Genomic DNA, 19992 nt, shown 5'->3' with positions numbered 1-19992 from the left:
CTTGGACTCACTCGAAGAAGCGGGTCTGCGTCGGACCCGGATAGTTGCGAAAGCTGACGAGGCCCCAGCGCCAGGCCATGTGCGGGATGAACCCGCGCGGCTTGGTGCGAAGCCAGGGGACGAAAAGGAGAAGACCCGCAACGAGCGCCCAACCGAGCATCCCGCCGAGGACTACGGCGACGAAGATGACGGTGATCACCAGCACGAATTCGTCCGATCCGAACCACAGGATCTGGACCGGCTTGTGCAGATATTGGGGTAGCCGCTCGTTCATGAGCCTTCTCCTCCTTGCGTCGTGACCTCCCTTCCGAAGCCGGTTGAACTTCGTGGGCTGTCTCGCCATCGCGCCTGTGCGCGCTGGCCCGTTGAGGCCCGCGGTCCGCGTGGGCGGACCACGGACCGAACCGTCAGATGACCATCCCGAAGGTCTGGAGGATCGAGTCCGCCTTGATCAGGCAGACCGCCGCGACGATCGTCGGGATGCCGATCATGATGTTCGAGAACAGCCTGCTCACGCCGAACAGGAAGGCGGCGACGCCGCCGACGAAGCCGAGCGGGCCTTTGACGCCCTGGTTCACGACGATATCGTAGATGTCGTAGCCGAGGTCACCCGCGGCCGGCGCGGAGAAGGCGTGAGCCCCACCGGCGCCGAGCAGCGCGAGCGCGGTCAAAGGGATGCCGACATTGGCGAGCGAGACGGTCTGCCGACCGATGGTCCTCAACATGCATTTGCTCCTGTGAAGATGGGCCGCTCCGGGATCTGCTTGCCGGCATCGATGGGGATCGCTGTCGGCCGGCGGCGAGGCTGGACGGCCCGTCTCGGGTCTCGCCGCCGGCATGGGGCTGGCGCGGTGATCGCCGCACCAGGGATCGGGACGTGGTCAGCGCCCGGCATTGGCGAGCGCCTTCGTCCCGGCGAGGAACTCCTCGATCTCGGCCTGCCGGAAGCCGGAGATGATCTTGCCTTCCGCGATCAGCGTCGGCGTGCCGGTGATCCCGACGCTGCGCACGACGCCGGCGTCGGCTTCGACCCGCGCCTTGCCTTCCGCGCATTTGCGCAACTGCGCGGGAGCGGCACCGGCGTAGATCGCCTTGAACGCGGCTTCCTTGTCGGGCGAGCAATGGACATGCTCGGCCTTGGCGGCAGCCTCGGGATGGATGCCGGAGACGAAGAAGATGAGGCGGCGCACCGGCTTGCCCTCGGCGGCCTTTGCTGCCCAGAAGCGGTCGAGCGCGCGGCAGTAGGGGCAATCGGGATCAGTGAACTCGAGGACGACGGGTGCGCCTTCGGGGCCGATAGCTAGGGCCTTGCTGGTGTCGATCGCGGCGAGCTTCCTCGCCGCAGTGGAATTCTGCGCCAGCGCGGTCAGATTCTGCCCGTTGCGGTCGTAGACCTCCGCGAACAGCAGGTGCTCGCTCTCGGGCGCGTAGTAGATGATGCGACCACCCGCGCTCGCCTGGTAGATCGGACCCTTGACCGGCGCCGGTCCGAAATCCTCGAACTGGAGATTGGTGAAGGTCTGCCGCAGTTCGCTCTCGGCTTCGCGCGCCGCCGCGGCGAGCGGATCGGCTTGCTGCGCCGAGGCGGCGCTTTGGGCAGCGAGGATCAGAGGCAGGGCGAGGGCTGCTGCCCCGATCTTTGGCCCGAGCTTACGGATGCGCATGCGAAATCTCCTGAATGGCGCTAACCGGAGGTGAGAGCAGGCGCGCATCGAGATGCGTGCCCGATCCTACCGGGATGTGTTCACGGGCCGTGGCCGACAGGCCGCCGTTCTCCGCCGGGGCCGATGCCGCCGCGCGGATCACAAAGCCGTCCGCCGTCGCGGCGATGGTCCGATGCCGCCCCACGTCCGGCATGGAGCTGAGGCGCTGGGAGCGATTGTCCGGCGTCGCGCAGGCTGTCGTCGTAAGGACGAGGACGCCCAGGGCAGCCGTCATCGCTTTGGCAATCGGCTTCATGCACGACTCCATGTCGGCGCAACGCGCCAAGGTTAAAGTTACTTAACGATCCGAAGTATCAGGCCCGATTCGACTTGAGTTGTTCGGAACGAGGTTTGACTGATGGGATTCGAAGTCGATTGCAACAGGCCCCGGCAGCTGAGTGCCGCCAGCTTCGAAATTAGCCGGAATTGCTCGAAAATAGCTTTATTTCGGTATGATGGGTTCGTTCGCGCCGCTCTGTCGCACTTTCGGAAAATAAACTCCGAAACACCCCATTTTGGATGAATTCGGCAACGAAATGCCGACTATACCGTATTCGACTGGTGCGGGCACGTATTCATGCCTATTCGGTAGATATATTCCTCTAAAATCATCGGCATCTATTATTGCGGACGACCGTCTGGGCTAATTAGATATTTCGGGCGATCCATCGCGCCAGGACGCGTTGCTGCGGAGGACGAGATCATGGAGCCCGACGATAAATTTGCCGCCGTCGACACGTCGATCTTCAGGGAGATCAAGCTGCTGTCCGGCGAGCGGATCAGGCACGAGCGGAACCTGCGCGGCATCACGCAAATAGAGCTTGCCGCCAACATGGGCGGCAGCCCGCGCTGGATGCGCGAGATCGAGGCCGGGGCGCCGGGCACGAAGCTGGAGGATCATCTGAAAGCCACGCTCAGCCTCGGTATGCCGACGGGACATATCGCCTTCTCGATCCTCTTTGCGGGCCAGCGCATGCGGTTCCCGCGTCAGCTCATCTACGGCGATCTGCCCGCCATCGAGCGCAAGTGCATCGAGATGATATCGGATTCGGTGCTCACCGCGCTCAAGCAGGATCTCTCACCCCAATGGCGGCGCGGCGATGATTGCGGCCAGATATGAAACCCGCGACCGCTCCGAACTGCGGCGCATCTTCATCGAGCGGATATTGTTCGATCCGATTGACCCGCAGACAAATAGGGCCACAGCTGCTTTGCGATGATCGGCCAACGCAGCTGGATCCAGACCAACGGTCAGCGACTACACAGCCCGCATATGTGCCCGGTCTCTTCTCTGGCGGGGTGCGGCTCGATCGTGACGTGGACGAACTCGTCATGCACCCGGACCCGTCTGGCATAATCCCCGGGAGGCAAGGGTCGTTCCGCGACCAGAGCGACGATCGCGGCGAACTTGCCCGGACCCACCTGCCAGACGTGAAGATCGGTGATGCGGGCATCGCCGTCCTCGATCGCCTCGCGGATCTCGTCTTCAAGCTCGGTATTGGCGGCCGCGTCGACCAGCACGGCCGAGCTGTCGCGCAGCAGGCCGAATGACCAGCGGGCGATCACGACCGCACCGACGACTCCCATGGCGGCATCCATCCAGCGCCAGCCGAGAAACAAACCGGCAAGCAGCGCGGCGATCGCCAGCAGCGAGGTCAGCGCGTCGGCGAGGACATGGAAGTAGGCCGCGCGCAGATTGTTGTCGTGCTCGTGATGATGGCGATAATGCCCGTGATGGTCGTGCGCATGATGATCGTGATGGCCCTCGTGACCGTGGCCATGATGATGGCTGCCGAGCAGCCAGGCGCTGACGAGGTTCACGATCAGGCCGAGGATCGCGATCCAGATCGCCTCGACATAGGCGATGTCGGCGGGCGCGAAGAGTCGCCGGACCGACTCGATGCCGATACCGAGCGCGATGATCGCCAGCACGAGGGCGCTGGCAAAGCCGGCCAACTCGCCGACCTTGCCGGTGCCGAAAGTGAAGCGCGGATCGCGCGCATGGCGCCGGGCATAGCCATAGGCGAAGGCCGCGACGCCGAGCGCGCCCGCATGGGTCGCCATGTGGAAGCCGTCCGCGAGCAGCGCCATCGATCCGGTCAGATAGCCGGCGGCGATCTCGCCGATCATCATCGCGAAGGTCAGCACGACGACGATGCGGGTGCGCCGCGCATTCTCGTCATGGCTCGCGCCCAGGAAGTTGTGATCGTGCGCGAGGGTCTCGGCGCTTCGCAAGACGTCCGTATCGCGAGTCATTTGGAATAGCGCCGGATCACGGTTGTCAGCTCCGCGGCGCCGGCCGCGCGCTCGGTATCGTCAAGGCCGGGCCGTGCGACATGCTCATTGAGATGCTCGACGATGATCTCGTCCATCAACCCGTTCACAGCGCCGCGCACCGCCGCGACGAGTTGGAGAATATCGGCGCAGGGCGCCTTGTCAGTGAGGCCGCGTTCGACCGCTGCGACCTGTCCTGCGATGCGTTTGACCCGCGCCATGAGATCGGAGTCGTTTCGAGATGTGTGTGCCATACTATACCCCCCTATATTATTTAGGGACAGGCTGACAACTGTTCCGGGCGGGCGGTGGCATACACCGGAGCTAAGCGACGAGATCCCGCCGCGGGAATGATAAGCGAGAACGCAATATGCGGCATTTGCTTGCCTGAAAGCGCGATCTTCGTCCTTTGGAAGCCGCTCCGGAAATGCTAGATTGGCTGCGCGTCATGGCCTGCCTGCGTTGCCCACAGGGTAGCAATCCATGCGCTATTCCCATGCGGACTCATACGATCAGCTTCGGCGAACGCGTTCGCGTAATGGCCGGATGGCGGTCCAACCGTTCCAAATCGGCCGGAAGGGAAGGGAGAGGGAAGGAAGCGGAAGCAGCGGACAGACAACTGTCGAAGACCCCAATCCCTCAACCACAACACTGAAGTCGGCAGGCGACCCGATCGGACGTTGCAATGCGTAATCTGCTGGCATTCTCCGATCTAAAGGCGAAGGATATTCCTTTCACCCGCCAGCATGTGGCACGCTTGATCAAGCAGGGGCGCTTTCCCGCACCGATCAAACTGGGCGTAGGCACGAACCGCTGGATAGCTTCCGAGATCGATGACTGGTTGGATCAGCGAAAGGCCGCCCGGGATGAGGCTCTGGCATCGCGGCCAGGAAACCCATAGCCAATTTTCACGATAGCAGACCGAACGTCCGCTAGTTCCGAACGGTGCGCAGGCAAAGCCTTCCCCGAACGTCGCTTGCGAATCGGCTTTCCGTGAGCAGCATAAGGCTCGTTCACAAGCCAGGGCTAGATGCCTCAAGTCAGGTCTTGCACGGCAGATTTTGAGGTCGGCGCACGCGAACAAGGCGTCACTGGCAGGAACATTCCCGAACCTCTGGGAGCCTCGCATCACGTGAAATCTGCTGCACAGTTTGCTGCACACCAGCGGAATCTTGATCGAAAATCGACCTTAGGTTACTGTGACAAGTCACTGAAATTATTAAGAAAGTAGTGGTGGACGCACTTGGGCTCGAACCAAGGACCCGCTGATTAAGAGTCAGCTGCTCTACCAACTGAGCTATGCGTCCCCACGTCTTGGGGGAGGAAGGACTGGTGGACGCACTTGGGCTCGAACCAAGGACCCGCTGATTAAGAGTCAGCTGCTCTACCAACTGAGCTATGCGTCCACGCTGCCTGTCCTCGAAGGGCCTTGCGGCCCCGCCGATTCGGCGGCGGAGACGTCCCTATAAAGGCTGTTTTCAGGATGGGAAGGGGGCATCCTCAAAAAGTTTCAGCGCAAGGGACCTCTGCTCTGGTTCCAGCGGTTTACGGCCATGATCGTGCCGAGGCAGATCATGTTGGTCAGCATCGACGTGCCGCCATGGCTCATGAAGGGGAGCGGGATGCCGACCACCGGCGCCAGGCCCATGACCATCATCAGGTTGATCATGACGTAGAAGAACATGGTCGCGGTCATGCCCGCGGCGAGCAGGCTGGAGAACCGGTCAGGTGCGCGCCGTGCTACCCCCATGCCCCAGCTCAAGACGACGGTGAACACGAAGAGCACGAAGAAGCCGCCCATCAGGCCCCACTCCTCCGACATCGTGGCAAAGACGAAGTCGGTGTGCGGCTCGGGCAGGTACTGGAGATGGCTCTGGGTGCCGTTGCCGAAGCCCTTGCCGAAGATCCCGCCGGACCCGATCGCGATCTTGGACTGGGTGATGTGGTAGCCGGTACCCAGCGGGTCGCTCTCCGGGTCCAGGAAGGTCAGCACGCGGTTGCGCTGGTAGTCATGGAGCAGCGTGAAGAACGCGATGGGGGCAATCACCATGAGCGCCGCGCCGGCACTGAGGAACCACCAGAGCGGAAGCCCTGCCAGGAACATCGTCACCGCCCCGCCGAAGCAGATCGCCAGCGCGGTGCCGAGGTCCGGCTGGATCATCACGAACAGCGCCGGCAATCCGATCAGGACGCCCGCCGGAACCAGCCCCCGCCAGCTCGCGGTCATCGCGTGGGGCAAGGTCTCGTAGAAGCGCGCCAGCACCAGCACGATCGCCGGCTTCATCAGCTCGGACGGCTGCAACGACATGAACCCGAGGTTGAGCCAGCGCTGGCTGCCGCCGCCGACGGCACCGATGAGCTCAACCAGAACCAGCAGCAGGAGGATCGTGCCGTAGACCGGGTAGGCCGCCAGGCGGAACAGGTTGCGGCTGACGCGCGAGATCACCGCCGCCATGACCAGGAAAATGCAGAAGCGCAACACGTGGCTCAGCGCGTAAGGATGCAGGCTGCCCCCGGCTGCCGAATAGAGCACGGCTCCGCCCAGCGAGACGAGCGCGAACAAGGGAACCAGCATCTGCCACGGCTGGCGCGAAATGGCTTCGGGCACGATCGAGCGGCTCACTGCGCGGTTTCTCCGATGGCAGGCGGGTTCGGCGGCGCGGCGGAAGCGGGTGCGGGTGCGGGCTGGGGACGCTCCGATGCGTCCGGTTCGGGAGCTGGTGACTGCGCGGCGCTGATCGGCTGGCGCGGCTCGGGCGCCGCCTCGCTTCCCTGCAGCTTGCGGCTCTCCTCCTCGGGCGACACTGCCGGAGCGCCGACGCCGTACTGAGCCGCATAGCTGCGATAGCGGGCGTCCAGGCGCTCCTTGGGTGTGCCACCCCACCCCGCTTCCAGCTTGGCGAGGACCTCCAGGCCTTTCTGCTTGTCGAACACGTAGGTCAGGACGTCCCGCGCGATCGGATAGGCTGCACCCGAGCCGCCCCCGTGCTCGACGACCACGGAGCAGGCGTAGCGCGGGTTGTCGGCAGGGGCGAAGCAGATGAAGTGCCCATGGTCACGGTGCTTCCAGAGGCCGCCCTTGCCGTTGCCGATGTTGAGGCCGACGACTTGCGCCGTACCGGTCTTGCCGGCGACCTTGATGTCGGGGAAGGGGAGGCGCGCGTGGGGTGCGGAGCCGGGGCCGTTGGCCACGTCCGACATCGCCTGGCGGATGTAGGCGAGGTGCTCCTGCGGGATGCCCAGCGAGGCCTGGGGTTCATGCGCGCGGCCATGGATCAGGCGGGGCATGATGACGCGGCCGCTCGCGATGCGGGAGGCCTGCACCGCCTGCTGTAAGGGATTCACCAGAAAGTAGCCCTGGCCGATGGTGGCGTTGACCGTGTCGTAGGTCTGCCATTCCTTGTCGTACTTCTTCAGCTTCCACGCAGGGCTGGGCACCGTGCCATACGACTGGCCGGCGACGGGGAGCGGAAATTCGCGCCCGAGGCCTAGGCGGCCGGCCATTGCCGCGATCGGGTCCATGCCGATGCGCTGGGCGAAGTGGTAGAAGTAGACGTCGCAGCTCTGGTAGATGCCCTTGGCCATGTTGACCTGGCCGTGCCCGCGCCGCTGCCAGCAGTGGAACACGCGGTTGCCCACGCGCAGGCCGCCGCCACAGAACACCGACTCCTCCGGGTCCAGCCCCGCTTCCATGAACGACAGCGCGACCATCGGCTTGACCGTCGAGCCCGGCGGGTAGAGCCCGCGCAGCACCTTGTTGCGCAGCGGCACGTGATCGTCGTCCGAGAGCATCTTCCATTCGAGGCGGCCGATGCCGTCGGAGAAGCTGTTGGGGTCGAAGCTGGGCATCGAACACATCGCGAGGATGTCGCCGGTCTGGCAATCCATCACCACGACGGCGGCCGACTCCGGACCGATGCGGCGGGCGGCGTAGTCCTGGATGCCGGCGTCGATGGTGAGCTTGACGGTCTTGCCGGGCACGTCCTCGCGCGTGTCGAGATCGCGGACGATGCGTCCTGCCGCGGTCACCTCCACGCGCCGCGCGCCAGGGGTGCCGCGCAGGTCCTTCTCGAACATCTTCTCCAGCGCGTCCTTGCCGACCTTGTAGCCGGGCGTGATCAGCACCGGGTCATGGTCCTTCTCGTACTCCTCGGCCGAGGCGGCGCCGACGTAGCCGATCAGGTGGCCGACCGAGGGACCGCCAGGGTAGAAGCGCGAGTAGCCGCGCTGGGTCACGACGCCCGGAAGGTCGGGCAGGCGCACGCTGACGGCGGCGAAGCGCTCCCAGTCCAGACCGGAGGCGACCTCGACCGGTGCGAAGCCGTGCGCCTTGTCCAGCTTGTCCTGCAGGTCCTGCATGGCGATGGGCGTGAGCGAGAGCAGGCGCCCGAGCTCCGCGATGGTGCGGCCCGCGTCCTGCATGCGCTCGGGAACGACGTCGACGCGAAAGTCGGCGCGGTTGGAAGCGAGGGGCTGTCCCCTGCGGTCGAGGATCCAACCCCGGCGCGGGGGGATGAGCGAGAGGTTGACCCGGTTGCTCTCTGCCTCGAGCTTGTACTTCTCATTCTGGAAGACCGAGAGGTAGGTCATCCGCGCAGCGAGCAGGCAGCCTATGCCGCCCTGGATGCCGCCGATCACCACCGTGCGGCGGTCGAAGCTGTTGCGCAGGGTACCCGTGGTGATGTGCGGGGGGCGCAGCAGGCGCCGGAAGCTGAACTTCATCGCATGACCACGAACGGCGTGAGCCGCAGGCGGTCCACAAGAGCCACGAAACGTCCGACGAGCGGGTAGAAAAGCACCGAGATCACGACCTGTGGAACGATGATGCGCAAGGGGGCAGCCGCGCCGGCGAGGTTGGAGACGCCGAGGCAGAGCACGATATAGCCGATGATCAGTCCGACCGCCACCAGCCACTCGGTGGCGAAGTTGCGCCAGGGCAGCCGCGTCTCGACGTAGTCCAGCACGATCGCCGCCAGCGACCAGAGCAGCACGGCCGCTCCGAACGGCCCGCCCGAGAACAGGTCGTCGAACAGCCCCAGCGGCAGGCCCGCCCAGATCGGGAGGAGCCCGGGGCGCAGCTGGCGCCAGGCGACGAAGGTGAGGAATCCGACAGGGGGCAACACGGGCGCGGAAGCGATCAGCACCCAGCTGGGGACCATCGAGCCGAGCATGATCGTGAGCCAGGGGAGCGTCTGCGCGATCACGGTCGAGGGGCGACGGTTGATCCGGGGGCGCGCGACCTGGTTCGTACTGGAAAGCCGCGCCATGGCTACTCGTCCCCGGGCTGCGGATCGGCCACGGGAGGCGGGGGCGGGGGCGCCCAGGTCCTTTCGACGATGACGTAGTCGGTGTCGGAAGGGTTGTTCAGCACACGCGCCACGGCACCGTCGCGCAGCAGCTTGGTAACCACCGCCAGCGGCGTCCCGGGGCGATAGAGCCCGCCCGATCCGGAGGTGACCATCACGTCGCCCGGCCGCAGCGGGTTCAATCCCAGGTTGACGAGGCGGATGCGGATGGTGCCGTCTCCACTGCCCTGGGCGAAGGCCGGGATGCCGTCGCGCGCGCGCCTCACCGGCACCACGCTCTCGGTGTCGGTGATGAGCAGCACGCGCGAACTGGACGAACCCACCTCCAGCACCCGGCCCACGAGGCCCATGTTCGAGCGGACGGGCATGCCTTTGGCGATGCTCTTGTCCCTCCCCGCTCCCAGCGTGGCAAAGCGGCGGGAGCTGGCGCCCGTCGACGCGACCAGACGCGCGAACGCCACCGGGCGGGCGTCGTCGTCAAGGTTCATCAGCTGCTTGAGGCGTGCGTTCTCGACCTTGATGGCCTGTGCCTCGACCAGCCGGACCTTGGCTTCGGCCAGTTCCCGGCGCAGGCGCGCATGCTCGCTGCCGCTGCGGAAGAAGCCCGCGGCTTCATCGATGAAGTCGCGGCCTACCTTGCGCCCGCCGGCCGCGGCCTGTGCCGGCGTCTCCGTCAGGTCGGCCGCCGCGCCGCGCAGCAGCGAGAAGGCATCGGGCTGGACGATCGACACGACGAGCAGCGCCAGCCCGACGAGCGCACCGATGACGCCCGCGGTATAGCTGAGGAACGTAGAGTACTGCGCCCTGCGTGAAAAGCCGGAGCGCCGATTGGCTGGCGGTGCCATGCGCCATGCACTCCTGTCATCCTGAGCGACGGGTCCGTGCCGGAACGATCCGCCGCGTGCCTTTTAGAACCTCGGCCGGCGTGACTGCCGGCCGTGACTTCCGATCGATCAGGCGGACATCAGGACACCGCGATAGACGGGGTCCTCCATGGCGCGGCCGGTGCCCAGCGCGACGCAGGAGAGCGGGTCCTCGGCGACGCTGACCGGGAGCCCGGTCTCTTCGCGCAGGTAGTCGTCCAGGCCCTGGATCAGGGCGCCGCCGCCGGTGAGAACGATGCCCTGGTCGACGATGTCGGCCGCGAGCTCGGGAGCGGTGTTCTCGAGCGCGATGCGCACGCCCTCGATGATGGCGCCGATCGGCTCGGCCAGCGCCTCGGCCACGTTGGCCTGGTTGATCGTGATCTCCTTGGGCACGCCGTTGACGAGGTCGCGGCCCTTGATGTGGATGATCTCGCCGATGCCGTCCGCCGGCATCACGGCAATGCCGTAGTCCTTCTTGATCCGCTCGGCAGTGGCGTCGCCGATCAGGAGATTGTGGTGGCGGCGCACGTAGGAGACGATGGATTCGTCCATCTTGTCGCCGCCGACGCGGACCGACGTGGTATAGGCCAGGCCGCGCAGCGAGAGCACCGCGACTTCCGTGGTGCCGCCGCCGATGTCGACCACCATCGACCCGACCGGCTCGGTGACCGGCATGTCGGCGCCGATGGCCGCAGCCATGGGTTCGAGGATGAGGTAGACCTGGCTGGCGCCTGCGTTGCTGGCGGCGTCGCGGATGGCGCGCCGCTCGACCGAGGTGGAGCCCGAGGGCACGCAGATCACGATCTCGGGATAGCGGAACAGGTTCTTCTTGCCGTGCACCTTGCGGATGAAGTGCTTGATCATCTCCTCCGCGATCTCGATGTCGGCGATGACGCCGTCGCGCAGGGGGCGGATGGCCTCGATGTTGTCAGGCGTCTTGCCCATCATCATCTTGGCGTCGTCACCGACGGCCTTGACCTTCTTCACGCCGTTCATGGTCTCGATGGCGACGACGGACGGTTCGTTGAGGACGATGCCGCGATCCTGCACGTAGACGAGCGTGTTGGCCGTGCCGAGGTCGATTGCCATGTTCTGGGAGCCGAGTTTGAAGAATCGCGAGAAGGGGCCGGCCATCTAAAATCCGTTTCTTTCCAATCGCTTGCCGAGGGAGGTTCGACATCGACGACAGGGGGTTTCGGGTGGGAGGGCTCCCCTTAGCCCATCGATTCGCGAAACGCCAAAATTTTGTGCCGCATTCCAGGGGGCAGAACGCCGCGCCCGTCTCGAATTCCCGGCGCTTCGTCGCTAGGGTGAGGCGTCCGGCGCAGGGCGACTAGCCCAGGCCCATTTCCGGGACAACGCCGATGGACAAGCAGGATTTTCGATGCCCACGATCCGCCGTCTCCCCGAGCACCTCGTCAACCGCATCGCCGCCGGCGAAGTGGTCGAGCGCCCCGCGTCCGCGCTCAAGGAACTGGTGGAGAACGCGATCGACGCCGGAGCGACGGAGATCACGGTCCGCCTGGCGTCGGGCGGGCTGGATCTGATCGAGGTCACCGACGATGGCTGCGGCATGCGCCCTGACGAGATCGCGCTTGCGCTGGAGCGCCATGCCACTTCCAAGCTGCCGGACGAGCAGATCGAACGAGTCGCCACTCTCGGCTTTCGAGGGGAGGCGCTCCCCTCGATCGGCTCGGTGGCGCGCCTGACGATCGAGAGCCGGCCACCGGGCGCGGCGGAGGGCTGGAAGCGAACGGTCGACCACGGCGCACTCGCTTGCGACGGCCCCGCCGCCCTGCCGGTCGGGACGCGCATCCGGGTCGAGGAGCTGTTCGGGAAGGTGCCGGCCCGCCGCAAGTTCCTGCGTTCGCCGCGTTCGGAGTACGCGGCCTCGCTCGACGTGGTGCGACGGCTTGCGATGGCAAGGCCGGATGTGGGCTTCACCATGGAACACGATGGCCGGCGCGTGCTGGCGGTCCAGCCGCGCGAGGAACTCGCCGCCCGTGTCGCCAGGCTGGTCGCCCGCGAACTGGCGGACGAGGGTGTCATCGTCGAAGCGGAGCGCGGCGCTGCGCGGCTGACCGGGGTGGCCGGCCTGCCCACCTACAACCGCGGCGTCGCCGACCATCAATACCTCTTCGTCAACGGCCGGCCGGTGAAGGACAAGCTCCTCGTCGGGGCGGTGCGTGGGGCCTATTCCGACATGCTGGCGCGAGATCGCCATGCCGTGCTCGCGCTTTTTCTCGAGGTTCCGGCCGAGGACGTGGACGTGAACGTCCATCCCGCCAAGACCGAAGTGCGCTTCCGCGATCCGGCCTTCGTCCGGGGGTTCCTGGTGGGTGCGCTGCGACACGCCCTCGAAGGAGCCGGGCAACGCAGCGCACAGCCGGCAGCGACCGCGGCCATGGCGATGTGGCAGGTGGAGCCAGCCAATTCCCCAGCGGTTCAGCCGGTGCCGTCGCTCGGCACCCTGTTTGCCCGCGACTACGGGCCGGTGCGAAGCGGCCATTCGCCCTCCCGCGTCTCGGAGGCGGGGGCCGCGTGGCGTGCGCAGGAGGCCGAGATCATGGCCTCGCCCGCGGCGCGCGCCGAGCCGGTGGCCGAAGCGGACGATGCAGCGGCCGCACGCTACCCGCTCGGCGTCGCGCGCGGCCAGGTCGCCGGCACCTACATCGTCGCCGAGGCCGAGGACGGCCTCGTCATCGTCGACCAGCATGCGGCGCATGAGCGCCTGGTGCTGGAGAAGCTCAAGGCGGCGGGCGCCGGCGAGGCGATGAACCGATCGCAGGCGCTGCTCCTGCCCGAAGTGGTCGAACTCGAGGAGCCGGCGTGCGATGCGCTGGAAGACAAGATCGCGGACCTGGCGCGGCACGGGCTCGTTCTCGAGCGGTTCGGTCCCGCGGCCATGCTGGTCCGCGCGGTGCCTTCGGTCCTGGCGCGCAGCGACGCCGGCGCGCTCGTGCGCGATGTGGCGGACGATCTTGCCCGCAACGGCGACGCCCTTCTGCTCGGCGAAAAGCTCGAGCTCGTTCTCGCGACGATGGCCTGCCACGGCTCGGTGAGGGCAGGGCGCTCGCTCTCGGTCGCGGAAATGAACGCGCTGCTGCGCGAAATGGAACGCACGCCCCGCTCGGGCCAATGCAACCATGGCCGGCCCACGTGGGTTAAGCTTGCCCATCAGGACATCGAGAAACTGTTCGGGCGTAAGTGATGCAAAAAGCGGTGATTGGTCTGGCAGTGCTGCTGTCGCTGGCGGGTTGCGGAGAGAAGGATCCCTCGACCCAGGCGGTCGAGGACGCGCGCGACGTCGCGATGGTGGAGCGGATGAGCCGTGAGCCGCTGAAGCCGCTGGAGCCCCTGCCGATCACGCGGCAGGACATCACCCGGTACGGCCTCGACAAGCCCGGGTGCTCCTTCCGCAAGCAAGGGCAGGGCGATCCCCTGTTCATCGCCGGCAAGGACGACGGCTACCTGCACGTGGGCGGCGATCTCAAGCGGTTCGCGGCCAAGTCGGAGAGCGCCGACCTCGCGGGCGGCGCTCGGTCGACTTACGTCGGCCTCTCCAGCTGGATCGACCTCGTGCGCCAACCCGACGCGGGCACCGGCAGCGACGACATGAACTGGCCGGCCCGCATCGTCATCCACGATGCGCAGGAGCGCGTCGCCTTCATGGCCGACGGGCGGATGACCTGCCGGACCTGAGCGCGCCGGGCGTTTCCGTCAGCGGCCGAGGGAAAGCCGCGCGAACAGCGTGTAGCCCCATGGATCCGTCCCGTAGGCCGCGTCCAGCGCCACGGGCTTGGCATAGGCCGAAAGCGATCCGCCGAGCGCGAGCTCGAAGGGCGAAACGCGGATCCGGCGGGCATATCCCGCCTGCAGCTTGGACACGCGAAAGGCGCGATCGTGCAGGGGATCGTCGTGGTCGGGAAAGAGCTCGTCGTTCGCCAGGTTCTCGGCGCGCGCGAACAGGGTGTTCTTTCCGTCAAGGTCCCAGTTCGCCTCGGCCAGCCAGGCCGTGAGCACGGGTCCTGGCTCCCGGTCCTTGCTGCTGAAGGCGACCATGGCGGAGAGCCCGCGACCATCGGCATAGTGCGCCGACGCCGTGAAGCGGTGCTCGTCCTCGCCGGGATGGAGCGCCTCGGGCTCATGGATCCGGCCGTAGCTGGCCTGGATCGCCCAGGCGGGACCGGGGGTCCAGGTGGTGCGGACCGACCACGAGTCCAGGCGCGGGCTCTCGATGTCCCACCTGTCCTCGTCGGGTTCGGCGCCGCGGAACACGGAGCCTTCCAGTTGCCAGGTCCGGGCGGACAGCCCTGCCGTCACCACGCCATACGTGATGTGCGTCGAATCGAACCAATGGTGTCCGATCGGCGGCTCGGGATTGTAGCGCGCCGAGCGGCGCATCATGAACGCGGCGGGTCCCAGAGCGGGCTCGCCCACCGGTCCGCCGTAAAGGAACGCGTCCGCTCCAGCCAGATGGACGTCGATCCGCGCGGCCAGTTCCATGAAGAGATCGTGCGGATGCTGCCGGTCCACCAGGGGATTGCCATCGGCGGTCTCTCCCGTGGCGAAGAGGTTGGGGTAGCCGCGATTGCTCATCAAGGGGTCGAGGCTGAACATCGAGCGAAGCTGGACCTTGCCCCAGGCCGTGTCCCGTCCTGCCATCAGCATGGCCATGGAGACGGCATAGGCCTTGTCATCGCCGCGTGGGCCGGAGTGGTCGGTATACTGGGCGGAAACATAGCCGTGGGCCATGAACATCCAAGCGCCGCTCATCGCGTGGACGCCGCCCATGGCCGCATCGCTCGCTGGCAGGCGGGAGGTTCCGGACCCGCTGGCGTAGCCTGCGGGAACGTGGTGCATCGCAGGCGGCTCGCTATCGGGTCCGGGGGCCGGCATGACGGGGCCGGTCTCGGCCGGGTCGGTCGCTTGGTGCTGGTGCGCCGCGTGGTCCTGTGCCCACGAAGGAGCGGGGATGACGGCCGCGCAGGCGAGCGCGGCCAGGGTGTACTTGGCCATGGTGTCTCCAGGTTCTGAGGAGGGGTTCTTCGCGGCAGCCAGCGGCTGCCGTGCGAACGCCGTCAGAATCGGGGAGGAGGGGTGGCGGGGGGCAGCGCCGCCGCCATGCCGAAGTCGTCGTTGGTCAGGTCATGCGGAAGGGAAGGGGAGGCAAGCGCCCCGACGTGCGGCCGCTGGATCAGCGGCAGGGTTCCGCAACCGATGCACTCGCGCGCGGAACTCGCCGACTTCAGGGGCTTCGAAGGGCCCTGGTGATCGCCGTGGGCATGTGCGCCATGGTGCGTCGGCGCAGGCGCGCAGTGTCCCGGCATCGCCAGGGTCGGCAACGCGAGGCCCACCACGAGCAGGAACAGGAGCAGCCGCCGCAACATGGCGATATCTTAGCTGATTGGTCAGCCGCGGACCAGCATCCACAGCGCCATGGCCACCATCGCGGCATTCTCGAGCAGCGAGATGAAGCCGAGCGGTACGTTGGCGGTTCCCCCGACGCAGGCGCATCGCAGCTTCCGCTTCCTGATGTAGACGGCATCGATCACCGAGACCGCGCCCACCGACCCGATGAACAGCGCGATCGGGATGGACAGCCAGTCCAGCACGTCGGCGAACATGAACGCACCGGCGAACCACTCGAGGAACGGATATGCATAGGCATAAGGGACGAAGCGCCGCGCCAGCAGATCGTAGCCCAGGAAGGTGGTGGTGAACGCCTCGATGTCCTGCAGCTTGAGAAGGGCGAGGAGGAGCATGGACGAGGCCACGAACCACTCCGCGGCCTGCACCGTCAGCGAGGTGCCGAGCACTTCCCAGCTTGCACCCAGAGCGATGACCGCAGCCGTGACGAAGATGCAGGCGAGCGGGGCATAGTTGATCCGACCGCGTTCGTCGGCGATGTCGAAAAAGCGGCGCAGATCGTCATGGCCGCCGATCCGCTGACCAGCGATGAAGGTCTGCGGGGTGGTCTCGACCCCATGCTCGACCTTGAACGCATCGACTTGCGCGCGCGTGGTCAGGAGGCGTTCCTCGACGCGGTAGCCGCGGCTCTGCAGCAGGTGCAGCGACTTGAGGCCGAAGGGGCAAACATGCTGCGCGGTGGCCATGCGATAGAGCACGGCCTTGCGGTTGGGATCGACAAGCGGCGCATGCTCCGCGCGGTCCGGCCGCAAGCCGAAGCCCGCTTGCGGCTCCCGGCTGCCGTGAAGCAGCGCTGTTATGTCAGGCGTCGCACCATCTGCCATCGGCCAACCTCTCTGGCCTCCCGATCATGCAACGCAGCACGGCGCGCGATCGTGCACGGCGCTCCAGCAAGTTACCGCTGCCACAGACCGCCGCGCCGATCTCGCGCAGGGTCAGACGTTGAACTTGAAGTGCAGGACGTCGCCGTCCTGCACGACATATTCCTTGCCTTCCTGACGCAACTTGCCGGCTTCCTTCGCCCCGGCCTCGCCGTTCAGGGCCACGAAATCGTCGTAGGCGATGGTCTCGGCGCGGATGAAGCCGCGCTGCATGTCCGAATGGATCGTGCCGGCCGCCTCGGGAGCCTTGGCCCCACGGTGGACGGTCCAGGCACGGGCCTCCTTGGGGCCCACGGTGAAGAACGTGAGCAGTTCGAGCAGCGCGTAGCCGGCCCGAATGATCCGGGCGAGACCGGGTTCGGACAAGCCCATCTCCTCCAGGAAGACCATGCGGTCCTCGGAATCCATCCCGGTCAGCTCCGCCTCGATGGCGGCCGAGACGATCACCGCGCTGGCGCCTTCCGCCGCGGCCTTGTCGAAGACGCGCTGCGAGAAGGCGTTGCCCTGCGCCGCGGCTTCCTCCTCGACGTTGCAGACGTAGAGCACGGGCTTGGCGGTGAGCAGCTGCGCCTGCGCAAAGACGCGGGCCTCGTCCTCGTCGCGGGGCTGGGTGAGCCGGGCCGGCTTGCCCTCGCGCAGCAGGTCCAGCGCCTGGCCCAGCACGGACGCGACGATCTTCGCCTCCTTGTCGCCCTGGGTGGCCTTCTTCTGCGCGGCGGGCACCCGCTTCTCGAGGCTTTCGAGATCGCTCAGCAGCAGCTCGGTCTCGACCGTCTCGGCGTCGGCGATCGGGTCCACCTTGTTGTCGACGTGCTGGATGTCGTCGTTCTCGAAGCAACGCAGGACGTGGATGATCGCATCCACCTCGCGGATGTTGCCGAGGAACTGGTTGCCCAGGCCTTCACCCTTGGATGCCCCGCGTACAAGCCCGGCGATGTCGACGAACGAGAGCTGGGTCGGGATGATCTTGGCCGACCCGGCGATCTCGGCCAGCTTGTCCAGCCGCGGATCGGGCACGCCGACCTGACCCACGTTGGGTTCGATCGTGCAGAACGGATAATTGGCTGCCTGCGCCGCCTGCGTCTCGGTCAGCGCATTGAACAAGGTCGACTTGCCGACATTGGGCAGACCCACGATTCCACAACGGAAACCCATCGAAAACTCCGAATAGAACTGTTGGCGCGGCCCATAGCCGCACTGCAGGAGCTTGACCAGTTCGGCAGCGAAGATGCGCCGGGTTGAATCAAGCCTGCTGGCGGCGTGCCACGTCGCTCATGAAGCGGGTGTCGTCTCCCGCGGCGAGCCGGTCGGCCTCCGCCGCCACCGCGCCCAGCATGTCGACCAGCGGGTCCATCTCCGCCTTCGCATAGTTGCCCAGAACGTAGCCCGTGACCCGGTTCTTGTGGCCGGGATGGCCGATGCCGAGCCGCACGCGGCGGAACTCGGCGCCCAGGTGCTGGTCGATCGAGCGCAGGCCGTTGTGCCCGGCATGGCCGCCGCCCTGCTTCACCTTGACCTTGAACGGCGGCAGGTCGAGCTCGTCATGGAAGACCGTGAGCGCGTCCAGGTCCAGCTTGTAGAAGCGCATGGCCTCGCCCACGGCCCAGCCGCTCTCGTTCATGAAGGTCGCGGGCTTGAGCAGCAGGATCTTGTCGCTGCCGATGCGGCCTTCCTGCAACCAGCCCTGAAACTTCTTCTGCACCGGTCCGAAGCCATGGACCTCGCCGATGGCATCGGCCGCCATGAAGCCGACGTTGTGGCGGTTGAGGGCATACTGCGTCCCGGGATTGCCCAGGCCGACCCAGAGCTGCGTGGCCATTCGTCTTCCTTCGTGCGCCTTCGCGCCCGCGCGGGGTGAAAAGAAACGGCCCCTCCCGCGCGAGCAGGAAGGGCCGTTTTCTCGAACCTCTGGAGGGAAAGGCTTACGCGCCTTCGCCTTCCTTGGCGGTGTCGCCTTCCTCGCTGCGCAGGGCAGAGGGCGAAGCGATCGTCGCGATCGTGAAGTCGCGGTCGGTGATCGCGCTCTCGGTGCCCTTCGGCAGCTTCACGTGGCTGATGTGGATCGATTCGCCCACGTCGAAGCCGGTCACGTCGATGACGATCTCGTGCGGGATGTTCTCGGCGTCGCAGACGAGCTCGAGGTCATGGCGCACGATGTTGAGCACGCCGCCGCGCTTCAGGCCGGGCGAGGCCTCTTCGTTCTCGAACGCCACCGGCACGTTGACGTGCACGGTCGCGCCCTTGACGACGCGCAGGAAGTCGGCGTGGAGCGGGCGGTCGGTGACCGGATGGAAGGCAACGTCCTTCGGCTGCGTGCGGAGCGTCTTGCCGCCGACTTCGACCTCGACGATCGAGTTGAAGAAGTGGCCGGTCATGAGCTGGCGGACCAGCTCCTTTTCCTCGACGTGGATCGCCAGGGGCTCTTCGTTGCCGCCATAGACAACGGCGGGCACGCGGCCGTCGCGACGCAGGGCACGGGAGGCTCCCTTGCCAGCCCGTTCGCGCGTCTCGGCCGGCAGGTTAAGCGTATCGCTCATGGGACTTGCCTTTCAAAACTGGATAAAGGTACGGCATCGAGCCGCTCGTCGGCCCGCACCGTCCCGCCACGCCTCCAGGGATGACCATGACGGGAAGCGGCGGCCCTTATCGGCAGATGCCGCGAAAATCAAGCCGTGGCTTGCTACTTGATGCGGGTGACGGTGAAGCCCTGCTGCGCCAGCATCGCCGGTAGGCCGTCCGGTCCCGCCATGTGCGCGGCGCCGACGGCGACGAAGGGCGCGCGGCCGCCATGGATGGCCTGTGCGACCCTTGCCGCCCAGCGGCGGTTGCGCCCGGTGAACAGCACTTCGCGCAGCTCGGGGTCGGCCAGCAGGCCCGCCCGGGTCTCCGCCTCGATCGCCGTCATGTCTCCGCGGCGCCAGGCGGCGGCAAGATCGCGCGACGGCTGCGTGGCCTCGGTCGCGACCGCGGCGAGGAGGTCGCCCTGTTCGCGTTCCGGCAAGGCGTCGAACAGCGAGAGCTGGGCGGCGGCGCCCTCGAGCTCCAGGACCGGCCGTCCCTGTGCGGCGGCGATCACCGCACGGTCGACGCCGTTGCGCGGGTTCTGCTCGGCACCGTGCGCTTTGGCCAGGGTGAGGGCCGCGGCCCAGGTGTCCATGGCCGCGAAGTCGTCGTCGCCGTAGCCGGCCTTGCGAAGCAGCGCCGCGAGCGCGGGGCGGGCGGCGGGGGGCACTCTGCGGGTGAGCGCAGGGCGGTCGGCGCTGCGGGCCAGCTGCGCGAAGGTGGCGGCGAGCGCCGCGTCGTCGGCCACGTTGCCGACCTCCACCATGATGCTGCCGGCATCCTCCAGGGCGCGCGCCACCGGAGGGGTGCGCCAGGCCAGGGGCCGGTCGGAGGAATGGATGGTGCCGAAGAGCCAGCCGCGATGCCCCTCCCGGTCCTGCACCCGCCAGAGCGCCGGATCGGCGTCGATAGCGCCCGAACAGGACGCGGTTAGCGTGCAGACAAGCAGCAGGAGAGCGAAACGCATCAT

Annotated in this window: 22 protein-coding genes and 2 tRNA genes; 4 read left to right on the top strand and 20 right to left on the bottom strand. The window is 66.7% G+C overall.

What is annotated here, in order from left to right:
* Nucleotides 1-7: 7 nt before the first annotated feature.
* The 4 genes from ACFFJC_RS02740 to ACFFJC_RS02725 all read right to left on the bottom strand — a co-directional run bounded on the left by ACFFJC_RS02740 (nucleotide 8) and on the right by ACFFJC_RS02725 (nucleotide 1959).
* Complete coding sequence (locus ACFFJC_RS02740; protein WP_086485626.1) at nucleotides 8-274, bottom strand: type IV conjugative transfer system protein TraL; 267 nt, start codon at nucleotides 272-274, stop codon at nucleotides 8-10.
* Between the two features lie 133 nt (nucleotides 275-407).
* A complete protein-coding gene (locus ACFFJC_RS02735; RefSeq protein WP_086485627.1) occupies nucleotides 408-725 on the bottom strand; it encodes a hypothetical protein in 318 nt (105 codons plus the stop codon).
* A 156-nt stretch (nucleotides 726-881) separates the two neighbouring features.
* The gene (locus ACFFJC_RS02730; RefSeq protein WP_160985502.1) at nucleotides 882-1664 is read right to left on the bottom strand and encodes a DsbC family protein; all 783 of its coding nucleotides are present in this window, start codon (nucleotides 1662-1664) and stop codon (nucleotides 882-884) included.
* Nucleotides 1651-1959, bottom strand: a complete 309-nt coding sequence (locus ACFFJC_RS02725) for a hypothetical protein (RefSeq protein WP_086485629.1) — start codon at nucleotides 1957-1959, stop codon at nucleotides 1651-1653. The genes ACFFJC_RS02730 and ACFFJC_RS02725 overlap by 14 nt, the downstream gene beginning before the upstream one ends.
* 447 nt (nucleotides 1960-2406) lie before the next feature.
* Here ACFFJC_RS02725 and ACFFJC_RS02720 point away from each other — a divergent pair, with 447 nt between their 5' ends.
* Nucleotides 2407-2823: a helix-turn-helix domain-containing protein gene (locus tag ACFFJC_RS02720; RefSeq protein WP_086485630.1), complete on the top strand. Its 417-nt coding sequence runs from the start codon at nucleotides 2407-2409 to the stop codon at nucleotides 2821-2823.
* Nucleotides 2824-2954: 131 nt separating this feature from the next.
* Here the strand turns inward: ACFFJC_RS02720 and dmeF are convergent, their stop codons facing one another.
* On the bottom strand, nucleotides 2955-3959 hold the full coding sequence (dmeF, locus tag ACFFJC_RS02715) for a CDF family Co(II)/Ni(II) efflux transporter DmeF (protein WP_086485631.1): 1005 nt from the start codon (nucleotides 3957-3959) through the stop codon (nucleotides 2955-2957).
* The gene (locus ACFFJC_RS02710) at nucleotides 3956-4231 is read right to left on the bottom strand and encodes a metal/formaldehyde-sensitive transcriptional repressor (protein WP_086485632.1); all 276 of its coding nucleotides are present in this window, start codon (nucleotides 4229-4231) and stop codon (nucleotides 3956-3958) included. The genes dmeF and ACFFJC_RS02710 overlap by 4 nt, the downstream gene beginning before the upstream one ends.
* A gap of 431 nt (nucleotides 4232-4662) precedes the next feature.
* Here ACFFJC_RS02710 and ACFFJC_RS02705 point away from each other — a divergent pair, with 431 nt between their 5' ends.
* Complete coding sequence (locus ACFFJC_RS02705; RefSeq protein ID WP_086485633.1) at nucleotides 4663-4878, top strand: helix-turn-helix transcriptional regulator; 216 nt, start codon at nucleotides 4663-4665, stop codon at nucleotides 4876-4878.
* A gap of 330 nt (nucleotides 4879-5208) precedes the next feature.
* Here the strand turns inward: ACFFJC_RS02705 and ACFFJC_RS02700 are convergent.
* The 7 genes from ACFFJC_RS02700 to ACFFJC_RS02670 form a co-directional block, all read right to left on the bottom strand.
* A tRNA-Lys gene (locus tag ACFFJC_RS02700) sits at nucleotides 5209-5284 on the bottom strand.
* Nucleotides 5285-5307: 23 nt separating this feature from the next.
* Nucleotides 5308-5383, bottom strand: a tRNA-Lys gene (locus ACFFJC_RS02695).
* Nucleotides 5384-5487: 104 nt separating this feature from the next.
* Nucleotides 5488-6600, bottom strand: a complete 1113-nt coding sequence (gene rodA / locus ACFFJC_RS02690) for a rod shape-determining protein RodA (protein ID WP_379486035.1) — start codon at nucleotides 6598-6600, stop codon at nucleotides 5488-5490.
* Nucleotides 6597-8699: a penicillin-binding protein 2 gene (mrdA, locus tag ACFFJC_RS02685; RefSeq protein WP_379486034.1), complete on the bottom strand. Its 2103-nt coding sequence runs from the start codon at nucleotides 8697-8699 to the stop codon at nucleotides 6597-6599. The genes rodA and mrdA overlap by 4 nt, the downstream gene beginning before the upstream one ends.
* Entirely contained in the window at nucleotides 8696-9244 is a 549-nt protein-coding gene (locus ACFFJC_RS02680; protein ID WP_379486033.1) for a rod shape-determining protein MreD, read from the bottom strand. The genes mrdA and ACFFJC_RS02680 overlap by 4 nt, the downstream gene beginning before the upstream one ends.
* Before the next feature lie 2 nt (nucleotides 9245-9246).
* On the bottom strand, nucleotides 9247-10128 hold the full coding sequence (locus tag ACFFJC_RS02675) for a rod shape-determining protein MreC (RefSeq protein WP_379486032.1): 882 nt from the start codon (nucleotides 10126-10128) through the stop codon (nucleotides 9247-9249).
* A gap of 108 nt (nucleotides 10129-10236) precedes the next feature.
* Nucleotides 10237-11283 (bottom strand): rod shape-determining protein, encoded by a 1047-nt coding sequence (locus ACFFJC_RS02670; RefSeq protein ID WP_379486031.1) that lies wholly within the window; start codon nucleotides 11281-11283, stop codon nucleotides 10237-10239.
* Between the two features lie 250 nt (nucleotides 11284-11533).
* Here ACFFJC_RS02670 and mutL point away from each other — a divergent pair, with 250 nt between their 5' ends.
* Both mutL and ACFFJC_RS02660 read left to right on the top strand, forming a co-directional pair.
* A complete protein-coding gene (gene mutL / locus ACFFJC_RS02665) occupies nucleotides 11534-13360 on the top strand; it encodes a DNA mismatch repair endonuclease MutL (protein WP_379486030.1) in 1827 nt (608 codons plus the stop codon).
* A complete protein-coding gene (locus ACFFJC_RS02660) occupies nucleotides 13360-13851 on the top strand; it encodes a hypothetical protein (protein WP_379486189.1) in 492 nt (163 codons plus the stop codon). Before mutL ends, ACFFJC_RS02660 begins: the two co-directional genes overlap by 1 nt.
* A gap of 18 nt (nucleotides 13852-13869) precedes the next feature.
* On the opposite strand, the gene ACFFJC_RS02655 is transcribed toward ACFFJC_RS02660, so the two are convergent.
* From ACFFJC_RS02655 to ACFFJC_RS02625, 7 genes are all read right to left on the bottom strand, one after another.
* Nucleotides 13870-15168 (bottom strand): hypothetical protein, encoded by a 1299-nt coding sequence (locus ACFFJC_RS02655; RefSeq protein ID WP_379486029.1) that lies wholly within the window; start codon nucleotides 15166-15168, stop codon nucleotides 13870-13872.
* Nucleotides 15169-15230: 62 nt separating this feature from the next.
* Nucleotides 15231-15539, bottom strand: coding sequence for a hypothetical protein (locus tag ACFFJC_RS02650; RefSeq protein ID WP_379486028.1), 309 nt, complete (start codon nucleotides 15537-15539; stop codon nucleotides 15231-15233).
* A gap of 21 nt (nucleotides 15540-15560) precedes the next feature.
* Nucleotides 15561-16265 carry a MauE/DoxX family redox-associated membrane protein gene (locus ACFFJC_RS02645; RefSeq protein WP_379486188.1) on the bottom strand — a complete coding sequence of 235 codons (705 nt, stop codon included), beginning with the start codon at nucleotides 16263-16265 and terminating at the stop codon, nucleotides 15561-15563.
* A 249-nt stretch (nucleotides 16266-16514) separates the two neighbouring features.
* Nucleotides 16515-17615 (bottom strand): redox-regulated ATPase YchF, encoded by a 1101-nt coding sequence (ychF, locus tag ACFFJC_RS02640; RefSeq protein ID WP_379486027.1) that lies wholly within the window; start codon nucleotides 17613-17615, stop codon nucleotides 16515-16517.
* A gap of 88 nt (nucleotides 17616-17703) precedes the next feature.
* The gene (gene pth, locus ACFFJC_RS02635) at nucleotides 17704-18279 is read right to left on the bottom strand and encodes an aminoacyl-tRNA hydrolase (protein WP_379486026.1); all 576 of its coding nucleotides are present in this window, start codon (nucleotides 18277-18279) and stop codon (nucleotides 17704-17706) included.
* A 103-nt stretch (nucleotides 18280-18382) separates the two neighbouring features.
* The gene (locus ACFFJC_RS02630; protein ID WP_379486025.1) at nucleotides 18383-18997 is read right to left on the bottom strand and encodes a 50S ribosomal protein L25/general stress protein Ctc; all 615 of its coding nucleotides are present in this window, start codon (nucleotides 18995-18997) and stop codon (nucleotides 18383-18385) included.
* A 143-nt stretch (nucleotides 18998-19140) separates the two neighbouring features.
* A complete protein-coding gene (locus ACFFJC_RS02625; RefSeq protein ID WP_379486024.1) occupies nucleotides 19141-19992 on the bottom strand; it encodes a TraB/GumN family protein in 852 nt (283 codons plus the stop codon).

It is taken from the genome of Novosphingobium soli (assembly GCF_042432915.1).
GTDB classification, from domain to species: Bacteria; Pseudomonadota; Alphaproteobacteria; order Sphingomonadales; family Sphingomonadaceae; genus Novosphingobium; species Novosphingobium soli.
Note: the sequence above shows the minus strand (reverse complement) of the source record. Positions and strands in the feature narration are given on the sequence as shown.